Raw genomic sequence first — 12,305 nt, 5'->3', positions numbered from 1 at the left:
AGCAGTTTGTACACTACTACAACACACAACGACCACATCAATCACTCAACGGACAGACGCCAGCGGAGGTGCTAAACTAGACAGTGCCCACAATGCATACGTTTCTATTCTCCGGCAGATCGTCCAAATCTCTGCATGACAGGCCCGTTGAACGTGTTATGGCCCCAAATACCAGCACAATAGAACGAACTCTTCCGTTTAGACGATTTGAATCCTCCGGTCAGTTCACTTCGAAAGTATCGTCTTTTTAGATTTGGACGGACCGAAAATCAAACCGTGTTTTCACGCGTACCGTCCGTGATCGGCTGGAGTGCAAACCACCCAAATCAATCTTCTAAGTGTAAATCGAATCATTTTATTTTACATATTTATTAAGAAACTATTATATTGGTGATTATTAATAGTGATGACGTATGGCTGGAAATAGAAACGGCAGTGCCGAAACAGAGGAACAGAACGGTAATTGGGACCCCGGGAAGTTCGGACGGCGTGATTATTTGAAGGCTAGTGGAGCCAGCATTGGTGCGTCTATGCTAGGTCTCACATACGGGTCGAGATCAGCCAGTGCGTCTACGACTACCGAGTCCGACAACGATCTCAACTTAGCGTCGGAGGTCCCTCAGAAGGCGATGGATCTGTGGACCAGTCAACCCGACGACGCTCGGAACGAATGGTCTAGCGAGGACGTCACGGACTATGCGGGTCGAAGTGGCGATCTTGCGAACGCAGTCAATGCGACCGCGAGCAATGCAATCGCCGACCTCGGGACCGGGAACACCTACGAGGTGTCGTCTTCGATCGACACGGACAGTATTGTTGGGCTCGCAGGCGAGGACTGCACAATCGTCGTCAACATGGAGGGGATTGTCCTCCCGATGGGCGGCTCTGGAAACGACGTCGTCGCCCTGCAGGGTGTCACGTTTGACCTCTCGGAGACTGTCGACGCGTCAATCCTGACGACCTACGGGGCCGTTCAAGACCACCTGTTCGTCAAGGATGTCACAATTGAAGGCAAGCGGGGCAGACAGGTAAACGACGGCGGGCAGTCACACACGTTTTTGGTCCAAGTCGGACCGCAGGGCGAGGCCTTTGTCGAGAACTTCACCGCCACCGACGGCTCCACGGAAGTTTCGGGCCAGGATCGGGGTTACGCTATCGGGGCAGGGGCCGATCCACGTCACGAAGGGTACGCCGTCTGGAAAGACTGCGATGTCCGGCAGTTCATGGGCAACGGATACTATATGCAAAACGCTCCGGGGACAAGCGTGCTGTGGAACTGTAAGGCAGTCAACAACGCCCTCACGAACATGCGCCTTGGAGCCGACGACATCGTCATCGGTGGGCGAGCCGAGGTCAATTCTGACTATCCGTATACCGAGCAGGTCGGGACACTGCTCGGCGGGAACGGCGACCAGTGGGGCGATGTCGTCGGGTTGACGCTAGTTGCTGAGGGTGATATGTGGGGCTCCGCCGGCATTCGGACCTGGACCGGGGGCTCCCCAGGAGGAGAGGGTGGCTCGATCCGCAACTCGACGTTTCACATCCGTTCGGGTAGCGCCCCCGCGTTCCGCATCCACTCAGATCGGAACCCGAACCTAGAGCTCGAGGACGTGATGATTCTCGATGAGTCGGGGTCGAGTAATACGTTCGACATCGCCGACTGGGTCGAGGACCGGTCGAATGCGCCCGGGACGGTAACACTCAACGGCGGGGTACAAATCGACGCAAACACGGGGACGACGTTCCAGATCGGGGATAACGGGACCCTCACCGTGCCCGACGGGACGGACTACACGGATACCGATCTCGACGCCGCAGATATCGGCGTTGACGCCACGCTCACGGAGAGTGACTTCCCGAATTACTACTTCGACTACGGTGACGGTGATAACGGCGGTGGCGGCGACCCCGCCGAGTGGCTGGACCTCGGGACGGACGACGAGTACAGCGACGTGGACAACGAGAGTGGCGTTCTCTTCTGGCTAAAAGAAGATATCGGCAGTATCGAGGCGCGACTCTCACAGAACACCGACGGTCAGCAAACAGCCTATCTCCGGGATAGCGACGCGGACGTCGTCACGCAAACGGACATCTCCAACCTGAGCGCCGGCGATACCTTCGTGTTGGCCCCATCCGAAGGAATCGACGGGTCCAACACCTACTCGGTAACGGTCGACGCCGACGGCGATCACTGGGACCGAGGTGAGGATAGTAGTCCCAACTACGAGTACGAGGATGATTCCGTCGAAGTAACCTACGGCGTCTTCACTTCGGGGCAGTCGACGACCGAAAACGTTCGCTACGCTGTAAGCGAAATCGCTGCTCGAGACGAGGTCGTAGATCCTGACTGGTTGGAGCTCGGGTTAGATGACGATCAGAGCAACCCGAACAACGAGAGCGGAGTCCTGTTCTGGTTGCAGGAGGATATCGACGGAATCGAAGCACGAATCTCCCAGAACACGGAAGGGCACCGAACCGCGTATCTTCGAGATAGCGGCGCAAACGTCGTCACTCAGACGGACATTTCTAACCTGAACGCCGGAGATACCTTCGTACTGTCCCCCGCTGGTGGAATCGAAGGCTCGAACACGTACTCGGTTACGGTCGATGCTGATGGCGACCACTGGCTCCGTGGTGAAGACAGTAGCCCGAACTTCGACTACGAAGACGACATCTTCCAGGTAACCTACGGTGTCTACACCTCGGGACAATCAACAACCGAAAATGTTCGCTATGCTGTGAACGAGATTCGAGATCTCTAACCAGCACCGGTTCGTCACCCCTTTTTCCCCCATCTGGATACCGAGATTCGGATTGTTCACCTGCTCAGTTCGTCACCTTTCTTTCCACTCGAACCGATTCGTCCTCGTCGTCGACTCGGCCGGCTAACACTGCTGGCCCACAGCGGGGACAGGTTACTTGCTTTCAGGAGCCCTATTGAGATACCGATACATAGATCCTCTATATTCAGCAGGCACCTATTGACAAGAATCTGATGAGGCCATCGCTTCTCCGTTACCTGCTTGACCTATACTGCTCACTGAGTATGACTATCGATGGAGATCGAGGGTGAATACAAATCGACCAAGCGATTCATGGCTACGACGACGTCGAAAGATCCCGGGCTGCGATTCTTCTACTTTGCGTTTGCCAGCCTCTTGTACTCGATCTGGTGGGCAGTCAATCTGTTCGTGCAAGTCGAATTGACCGGTGAGTATGAACGTTCGCCAATTGTAACAGCCGATAACACACTGACGCTGCTAAGGAAAGAGGCTAGAATCGGGTAGAACGCCCTCTCAATCAGCCGAAAGCCACGTTTCTGAGTGGCAACGCTAGTCCCCGTTTCAGAAGACCACCGAAATAGTTTCTGGGCTAACAAAATTTGGATCTTGAGAGGAGATCTGAAGCGGATCCGTCTCATTGATTCTCCGATCTCTGCATGACAGGACCGCTAAACCCGCGATAGTCTCAACTTCTCATCTAAAGACAGCTGATCGAGAAACGGATTCTACTAAGCACAGCTAACAGTGAAGAAAAGTAAGACCACACCGACTTTCGAGTGAAAACACCCTCTATCAGAAAACTAGAATCGGCTATCTAGTCGAACGTGATAGGAAAACGGCGAAAATTGAGTCACAGAATAGTGTCGCCACTCTCGAGATTCAAACCCGGAACGGCGGCCAGCTTAGTCGATAGGCCGCATGAAGTTCGCAACGGCGGCGACGAACACCTCGAACGAGATCAACGGCTCACCAGCGAACTCCATCCCGAGACGCTTCTTCGCGAGCCGATCAACGAGCATCCAGGTGTTGAACAGCAAGATCGCGAAGAGGAAGTAGAACAGCCGGGGCCGATGGTCTGAACTCCGGGTCTCGGCGAGGAACTTCTTGGTCTCTTTGAACCCGTTCTCGATGATCCACCGGTCGCGGTAGCCGTTGATGAACCGCCGCAGGTCCGCCGGATCATCGCCTTGGTGGTTCGTCGCGAAGACGACCCGGTCAGTTTCCTTGTCCTCGATATCGTCTTTGTCCCACTTCCCGATCGCCACGAGCGTCGTGTGAGCATTTCCACTGCCGCTGTGGTGATCGCCGAAACCGTAGTTCCGCTTGATGCTCAGCGGCGTATCTCCCTCTTCGAATCGGTGATCGATTTTATACCGCTCCTCGAGTACTTCCCGTTTCACACGCTTCCGCTCTTCCATCTTCACGACGTACTCGACGTCGAACCGGTCGGCGGTCCTGAACCCGTGCCCGTAGTGGAACTGGTTATGAACCTCTGAACAGCGCCCGTACGCGGAGTCCATATACACCGTGTCCACGACCACGAGGTCCTGCGCTCGCTCGACGAACTGACTGACGTGGCCGGCGAGTTCTTCACCGCTTCGCCCGTCAATCGGTTCGACGCCGTAGATCATCGGACAGGTATGCTCAGCGAATGCCGCAGCGGCGAACTGAAAGCCGTATTCGATATCCTCGTCTTGCTTTTTAGTGCCGTTCACCCACTGCACACAGTCCCGTACGCGCTTGGCAGCAGCCCGTTTATCTGGGTCGTCGAAGTTCGCGTGCTTGATGTCCGCTGGGTCCTCGCCGACGATCGGCTCGAGCTCCCACTCCTCGATCGCCTCTTTCGCCTCGGACCGCTCCCGCTTGCCCCACTCGTCACTATCCGGGTCGGCGATCGTTTCGAAGCTGAACGTCTTCCCGATCCCGGTGTACTCGACGGTCGTCACGTCGATTGCAATGTCGACGGGCCGGTCGTAGAGGCCGATATCCTGTGCCCCGCCGACCATACTTTCGATTGCGGCGTCGAACATCTCGAGCATCTCCTCGAGACGTAGCCCCTTCATGTGGTCAAAGAACGTCTTCCCGTGGGGTAGTTCGCCGTCTTCGGGGCAGGCGTAGATATCGAAGACGTCGCCGCCACCGTAGACGCTCGAGTTCGTCAGCCCGCAGTGGGCGATCACCTCGAGAAAGAGGTTTTTGCGGATCTCCTTGCTCTTCCCCCGTTGGAAGCTGATATTCGGACAGACGTGGCGCATCAACTCGTTCACGAGCCGGCGGATCTGCTCTTTCGTGAGGCCATCTGGGTCGAGTTTTTCCTCCGACTCGCCGGGATTCACGTCATCGTTCTCGCTCCATAGCTCGTGCATCTCGACAAGGTGGGTGTGTCGGCGGCAGTAGGCTTCGACCTCGTCGGCGACGTCCGTGATGAACTTCTCCGCTCGAGCGAGGAATCGACGATTCGCACACCGGGTGATCGTCGTCTGGTGAGGCGTCTCCGGCGTGTGGTACACCTGGAGGGCAGGATACTCGTTTTCGTCACCGAAGTCCGGTTCGAAGCCCAGTGTGAACGCGATCGTGGGGTTACGCTCGAGGAAGTCCGCGAGATCCTGGTGATAACGGATTCCTCGGAGTTCGGCGTAGATGAACGACCGGAGCATTACCTCGAACTCGTAGATTTCTGGGTGGTCATCCCAGTAGGGATCGTTGAATTTCTCGAGTGGGATATTCGCGTTCGTCACGGCATTGGCCACGTCGATCTCGTCGTTGAGATCGTCGATAATTTCGTGGGCGGTGTTGAGAGCAGCTTGATGGGTAGAGTTTTTTGGATCAACTGGATCAGCAGAGTAGAAACTATCATACGGGTTTTCTCCAGGCTCTCGGGAAATGTTATCTAGGTCAATCGAGCCGAGAAGATTACGATTCCGTTCCTCCCACGAATCAGCATCACCAGAGACGGATTCAGTAGAAAGAGAGGTGTTTTGTTCGGGGAACCTCTTTGTCATTATCCCGTACTTTCACGGAATCGATAAAAAGCGTACGCTACCGGAGTGAAAGTATAACCCATTACCATCGATTGGGTATTCGACAACACGTGGTTTCTTTTCCGTCGCTTCACCTGTTGATTATGCGCACAGGGCACGAATGTCGTACGTTATCTAGCCTGATTATGTCATATTGAATACCACTATTTTAGTTAGCTCTTATCGTCATCTCCATTAGCTATAAGTGTATTTTCACAATACATAGAATCATGGATGCGGAGAAAGCGCACGCCGCCTACATGGTCCTCCACAACCGGTCGTTGATATTCAAACGACTCATCGATGGCCCGGCTTATCAAAACCAACTGGTCGACGAGGTAGACGCCTCACAGTCGACGATTTACCGGGGGCTCAAACAACTCGAAGATCACGATCTAGTCAAAAAACAGGATGGTATGTATGTACCGACAACGTTCGGCGAAGTCGTCTATACACAGTATGAGCGAACCGATGAAATCGTCCGGACGTTTGCAGAATCGAAGCGATTACTCAAAACAAGACAGGAGATTGGAACGGTTCTTGATCCGTCCGTCGCTCGTGATGCAACGACACGTGTGATCGGGGAGACGAGACCAGACCTTGTGTACGAATATCTTGAAGAACAAGTCTCTGAGGCGGCCAAGATTAGTGGTGTCGTGCCGACTATTTTCTCGCCTATGGTCGATATGTATTTGACTCAGACCACAGCGAACCGACTGGATGCTGAGTTTGTCTTCGGGAAAGTGGCGACTGAGCACGTGCAAACGAAGCTCAGTGACGAATTCAAAACCCTCATCGACACCGGAAATTTCGACGCTTATTCGTATTCTGGTAAAATCCCGATGGGAGTCGTCGTGATCACAGAACCCGTGGAACATGTGCTTGTCGTTATTCACGACGATATTGGTGTTGTTCGTGGTATTATTGATTCTAAGGATAGGGCCGCAGTTACGTGGGCCAGAGACTGGTATTCAAAACATGAAGCCGAGAGTACACCACTAACACTCTCTTGAACACCACCTGAAGTGCAAAATGTCGCGAGAGGGTATAGAGACTTCCGCTTCCATTTCGTTGATATGGCATACCCTTTCACCATCGTTTAGTGATTTAACACGGCCAACTTAAGGTGAGAATAAATACTCTCTAAGAAACTGCTTTTCTGAGGACGGTGTCGATAGGTCGCATTAGTCTAATTACTGTCACCAATAAATACAATATACATCACGGTTCTCTCACACATTAAATCAAATATTATTTTGAATCATATTCAACTATTGATGATGATTTCAGTTGGTGGAAATATTCCCAGTCATCTATAGAAATTCAAGATAGATTGAGTTTATTCGAATCAAGAAATATCATTCAATAGTTAATATAAATAACTATCCGCATAATACCAAGAATGTGGCTCGAGATAACCACAACCAACGAAAGCTGAATCGCAGAAAGGTACTCAGTCTTGCTGGTGCGAGTACAGTCGCGCTTGCAGGTATCGGACCAGCTGTTGCTGATCCCGATCAACCAGAACTGGCAACTTTCGATCCAACAAGCTTTGATGAAGTGAATGAGTTCGCTCAAGTTGCGCTCAACAGCGATGATGAGCTAGATCCATACGAGAAGATCAAGGAAGACGAATTCACAGACAAGGAACGGCAACTGCTCAAAGCTCTAAACGAAGAGCAAGCAGAAGCGCTCGCTGATGCGATTAGACCTTCTCGGGTTCGATCAGTGGGTACGTTGAACTATCCAAGTGGTCAGGGCGATGATGTCCAGCGAGTCCCGCAATCCGTGAAAATTCGAAAACCAGACAATGGCCCTGTCGAAAAATGGGGCTGGGACGTTGAAGAAGACGAAGGCGAAATCCTGACTCAAGCAATTGAACCATCTTCGGTTCCCACAAGCTACTCGGATACAGTCCACTCGTACTCACTTTCGTTCGAGATTGATGCATACGAGTGGCAAGGTACGATCCACTGGGACTACGACTCCAGCGCTGGGACGGTGTCAAACGGGGAAACAACGGATCTTGTCCTTGATACTCACAGTGCCGTGTACTATGAGGGGACAGACATCCAGGATGTCGAGCGAACGGATGAATACGAATCTACCCTTCAAGCTACCTTCCACAATGACCTCCAAGAGATCTGCATCCCAGGGACGAATCTTTGCTATGACTTCTCCGAAGACTTCAACCCGTATATGGTGCTCTTAGGTGACTCTGATGGAAATGGTGAAACTGTCGACTCAGACGACGATTCAATCTGGCCTCTGTGAGTGAACAACCTCACAACCACATCATCCTAATTGATTTTCGACATATTTAGATAGAAGATATAATTATAAATTATTTATCAAGTGATGAAATATGGATGTGTTTTGCTCAAGTCGAATCAAGCAGTATCCCAGTACCAATCAAAGTATATTATTCATGGTTAGATATGGGGAATGATATAGTAGGATCAAGATTAACTCACTAATCACGGTCTCAATGAGAGAGTATTAAATTCGTCCATAAAGGAGAAGAGTGATAATCGATGAAGTTGTTCAATTGAAACAAATCTTAACGATGAGATGGGTCCCTCTGGCTCGAGAAGAGAGTAAAGCACTACTCACTACAAAAGGTGTATGGATACTCGCAGTAGCCCTCCTTCTGTGGACATATCGTCCAATGTATATCGCATGGGAACAGCTCAACTCAGACATGACGATTGGATTTATACAATATAGCTCTGAGTTGTTATTCCCTCTCGCAGCGGTGATTCTAGGTTATCGAGCGATTGTTGCTGAGCAAGTGTCTGGTAGTTTGAAGTTCATACTAAGTCTGCCACTTACTCGTGGAGAGATATTACTCGGAAAATTTGTTGGACGTACTATCGGCATTGCTATCCCATGTTTCTTAGCATTCGGCATCATTACTGTCATCGGTATACTACAATACGGTCTCTTTTCACCCCTTCGCTACCTGGGGGTTCTCGTCATCACGCTCCTATATCTTGCAGTATTGGTATCGGTTGTTACAAGTATCTCTACATTAGTTAACCGAACTGCGACTGCCGCAGCAACATTATTCATCGGTTTAATTCTTATTTTCGAAATCGCATGGGAAGAATTAGTAACCGTATTCTACTATCTGATGACTGGTATTCAGGTTAATCGGCTTGATCCGCCGCCAGAAGGAGGGTTATTTTTATTGGAGAGACTGTCTCCCTCAGGAGCGTACAATACAATCACTAACTGGATCCTTGATGCTGGTAATTCCGCCAGTATCCATAGTCAGGTCCTGACTGAAATCCAACCAGGATCAACAACAAATATTCTTGCGGTCGAGACTGCATTTAGTCCTGAATCTGTCCCATTATACCTCCACGAATCAGTTGGAATACTCATTCTTGGTCTCTGGGGACTGGTACCGCTTACAATCGCCTACTATTCGTTTAACAAAGGTGATCTTGAATGAGCCAAGAGGAATATCACGCAATTAAGACGGAAGGGCTGACTAAACAATACAGTTCAGAAACGGCAGTAGATGATCTTTCACTCTCCATTACCCCAGGAGAGATCTACGGGTTCCTTGGACCGAATGGCGCTGGGAAGTCAACGACAATCAACCTACTAATGGACTTTACCCGCCCCACTAGTGGTACAATCAATATTCTTGGGGAAGACCCTCGAAACGATGTGGTGAGTGTCCACCAGCGCGTTGGTGTCCTTCCCGACGATTTCAGTCTGTATGAAAGTCGAACTGGGCGTGAACACCTACGCTTATTCATCGACACAAAAGGAGCAAATGATGAACCAGAAGATCTCCTTGAACGAGTTGGTCTTGAGGACTCAATTGATGACAAAGCTGGGGACTACTCGCGAGGGATGAGCCAACGATTAGCACTTGCAATGGCATTAGTCGGAGAACCTGATGTGCTCATCCTTGACGAACCGTTTTCAGGACTTGATCCTCATGGGGTCCGAAAAGTTCGGAAAGTAGTTCATGAAGAGAACGATCGTGGTGCGACAGTATTTTTCTCAAGTCATGTTCTTGGTCAAGTTAAACTCGTTTGTGATCAAATCGGAATCCTCAACGAAGGATGTCTCGTAGCTGAAGGAACACTCGAAGAACTGCAAGCAAGTGCATCTATCAATACAGAACTCAAACTCACCGTTGATGGTGATCCGAAACGTGCTGCTCAAGCCATAGACACTCTTGAAGGTGTTATTGATGTCTCGGCTCCAGAGGACCAAATTGACGAACAAACAGAAAGTGAACGGCAGAATCACGTCAACAAGACGGTTACTGCCCAGATTATTTCAGATGAATATCGTAGAGATGTTATCGATACAATTGAGGAAGTTGGTATTTCAGTTGAGGACACACGTATCAAGGACCCATCAATCGAATCAATCTTTGTCGCCCACACCAGTGAAGCACCTGCAGAGGTGAATAGCAATGACTGATCAGCTCCAGTCAACACTTCGTCGGCGAGGATTACTTGCTGGAATTGTAGGGGCTACTACAGGCCTATCTGGCTGTCTGGGAGATACTGAATTTAGAATTACAGATGTTGAAGGCGAATCAAATGCTAGTGATACTACTCTCTCATTCGATTTAGAGATTGTTGACAGGGATATTCAGATCAATTCCCCTGGCTCATTCGAATTGTTTGTGACGAATGAGGGTCACGAAGAGATTGAAATTGTTAGTACTGGAATTTCTCCATTTGGTGTTCTAGATTTAGAAAGGATTCGAGAGAACGAGCAGGACGGTGGAAGAGTTCTATTATGGAGTGATGAATATGAGGAGTCATCCCATGTAGATGTTAGTCCAGCAAGTATTGGGACTGACGGTGAAGAGTTAGTTACAGTACTACCGGCAGGTGAATCTGAATCATATGTTTATGAGATTCGAGGTGGGGATCTACCCAGTGACGGCGGAGAATATAGGCTAATCGATAGGTGGTATGATGAGGTTGCTATGTACCGCTATTCAGCTGACACTCAAAATGACACAGAATCTACTGAAGAATTAAGAGAATCAAGTGGTGATAATGGCGAATCCTTGCCAGCAGATGCTGGTGCAAGTCCAGAAATCCGACTTCAAATTTCTACACAAAATCATGTCCCATTTATGTAATCAGAATATATGGGTTGGAAGTTAGAATTCAATTGATAGACAACAAGATCATGTTTTAGGAATTATTGTTTGTTGTTTTGATGGAGTCTGTATATCCTTCAAGGAAGAATCGCCCAATCCAAAGTAATACGATAACGACGCCAACGAGTATCACAAGTCCCTGTGCAACTCCTTCTAAGGTGGCTGCTGCGGAGAGCGTTACTCCGAGGACTATCAGGACACCGACTGTGTCACGAAGTCGCCAGTCTTCCATAACAGTAGATATTGTCCATCATCCAATAAGTGTTTTGTAGCAACGATAAGTTTGCACACGCACCCAACGGAGGGTTCACCGATTTCGATGTGCAACGATGAAGTCGTCGTGCTGCACTAATGTTCTATGGTTTGTACCCCGTTTCTGTCGGGTGTTGGTACTATTTCTTATGGACGAAGAGAGGTACTCATAAGTAGAGACGTGAAACACCACTAAAGACGACAAACGACTCTCTAACTCGTAGGTCAACGAATAAGGGCGCAGCGAGGGAATCAATGAAGCACTTCTTGACAGAGTAATCGAGGAAGCTAAGGAGTTCGATGCCAACCGAATGGATATCTACGCCTAGACCCAGAACAAGTGGCGGAACACAGATTTAAACACCAAGGGAAAGGTCAGAACAAGCTGGTAACGGAGACAGGTATTACGTGATAGATTTGACTGAATGAACTTGCAATTCGCTGTTCTAGTCGCCTCGTCTCCTCCGAGCACGCTCCACAAACGCGCACGGAAGTGGTGTAACGAGTTCGCTGATGACTGGCGACAGCTCGCTGTAGGCGGCCTCGAGCAACCAGAGACAGACGCGAACCCACCGACCGACGTTGACATAGTCGACCTCGCCAAGTCAGTCGATGTCGATCGCCGCACTCTCGAGTGGAACGGTGATGTTTGGGTGCTGGCCGATCCCTCGCTGCTCAACCAGGATACGAACGATATGTTTCGTCGAACCCTTCGCGTCGTCACTGATCGGTTGACCGAAGGTGGCACCCACTACCCGTACGATCATCTTGAGAACAGCGGTCAGCGTGCCGAGTGGATCGAGCGCTGCCTCGAATCTGGGGAGATCGTCGATCCAAGGTCGATTCGTGGCGGCGGTCGGAAAGGCGTCACGGACGACCAACGAAGCCTCGATTCTTTCTAGAATCTGGTACCTACCAGTATCAGGTAGCGGACAATACGGTCTAAACATCCGGTTCGGGTGCTCTCTCACTGGAATAAAGCTGTGCTTGTCATAGAGGTATCTCCATTAGCTGTAAAGATATTTTATATCGCCGCATATCATTTACTCCATCTCAACTGAATCGTCGTATCTCTGATCAGTAAGGCCTGTGACGGCTACCCCG

General features: G+C 50.3%; 10 protein-coding genes and 1 pseudogene. 9 read left to right on the top strand and 2 right to left on the bottom strand.

Annotated features, from left to right (window positions below; translation table 11 throughout):
• From C482_RS20765 to C482_RS22915, 3 genes and pseudogenes are all read left to right on the top strand, one after another.
• The coding region (locus tag C482_RS20765; protein ID WP_152422032.1) for an integrase core domain-containing protein at positions 1-80 on the top strand (80 nt) is incomplete at its 5' end.
• Between the two features lie 549 nt (positions 81-629).
• Positions 630-2,762 carry a hypothetical protein gene (locus C482_RS18435; protein WP_006169323.1) on the top strand — a complete coding sequence of 711 codons (2,133 nt, stop codon included), beginning with the start codon at positions 630-632 and terminating at the stop codon, positions 2,760-2,762.
• A 274-nt stretch (positions 2,763-3,036) separates the two neighbouring features.
• Positions 3,037-3,287 (top strand): annotated as a pseudogene (locus tag C482_RS22915) (transposase); the annotation flags it as partial.
• A gap of 398 nt (positions 3,288-3,685) precedes the next feature.
• On the opposite strand, the gene C482_RS18425 reads toward C482_RS22915, so the two are convergent.
• Positions 3,686-5,785 (bottom strand): transposase, encoded by a 2,100-nt coding sequence (locus C482_RS18425; RefSeq protein ID WP_006169321.1) that lies wholly within the window; start codon positions 5,783-5,785, stop codon positions 3,686-3,688.
• 248 nt (positions 5,786-6,033) lie between these two features.
• Here C482_RS18425 and C482_RS18420 point away from each other — a divergent pair, with 248 nt between their 5' ends.
• From C482_RS18420 to C482_RS21375, 5 genes are all read left to right on the top strand, one after another.
• Positions 6,034-6,816: a helix-turn-helix transcriptional regulator gene (locus C482_RS18420; RefSeq protein ID WP_006169320.1), complete on the top strand. Its 783-nt coding sequence runs from the start codon at positions 6,034-6,036 to the stop codon at positions 6,814-6,816.
• Between the two features lie 391 nt (positions 6,817-7,207).
• Positions 7,208-8,077, top strand: coding sequence for a hypothetical protein (locus C482_RS18415; protein ID WP_152422052.1), 870 nt, complete (start codon positions 7,208-7,210; stop codon positions 8,075-8,077).
• A gap of 427 nt (positions 8,078-8,504) precedes the next feature.
• Positions 8,505-9,260, top strand: a complete 756-nt coding sequence (locus tag C482_RS18410) for an ABC transporter permease subunit (protein ID WP_161605612.1) — start codon at positions 8,505-8,507, stop codon at positions 9,258-9,260.
• Positions 9,257-10,252 carry an ABC transporter ATP-binding protein gene (locus C482_RS20760; protein WP_006169317.1) on the top strand — a complete coding sequence of 332 codons (996 nt, stop codon included), beginning with the start codon at positions 9,257-9,259 and terminating at the stop codon, positions 10,250-10,252. The genes C482_RS18410 and C482_RS20760 overlap by 4 nt, the downstream gene beginning before the upstream one ends.
• Positions 10,245-10,928 (top strand): hypothetical protein, encoded by a 684-nt coding sequence (locus C482_RS21375; RefSeq protein ID WP_152422050.1) that lies wholly within the window; start codon positions 10,245-10,247, stop codon positions 10,926-10,928. The genes C482_RS20760 and C482_RS21375 overlap by 8 nt, the downstream gene beginning before the upstream one ends.
• Before the next feature lie 55 nt (positions 10,929-10,983).
• Here C482_RS21375 and C482_RS21370 read toward each other — a convergent pair whose 3' ends face one another.
• A complete protein-coding gene (locus C482_RS21370; protein ID WP_152422049.1) occupies positions 10,984-11,181 on the bottom strand; it encodes a hypothetical protein in 198 nt (65 codons plus the stop codon).
• A gap of 445 nt (positions 11,182-11,626) precedes the next feature.
• Between C482_RS21370 and C482_RS22055 the strand changes: the two genes are divergently transcribed.
• On the top strand, positions 11,627-12,103 hold the full coding sequence (locus tag C482_RS22055) for a hypothetical protein (protein WP_006169316.1): 477 nt from the start codon (positions 11,627-11,629) through the stop codon (positions 12,101-12,103).
• Positions 12,104-12,305 lie beyond the last annotated feature (202 nt).

Origin of the sequence: Natrialba chahannaoensis JCM 10990 (assembly GCF_000337135.1) — an archaeon.
GTDB classification, from domain to species: Archaea; Halobacteriota; Halobacteria; order Halobacteriales; family Natrialbaceae; genus Natrialba; species Natrialba chahannaoensis.
Note: the sequence above shows the minus strand (reverse complement) of the source record. Positions and strands in the feature narration are given on the sequence as shown.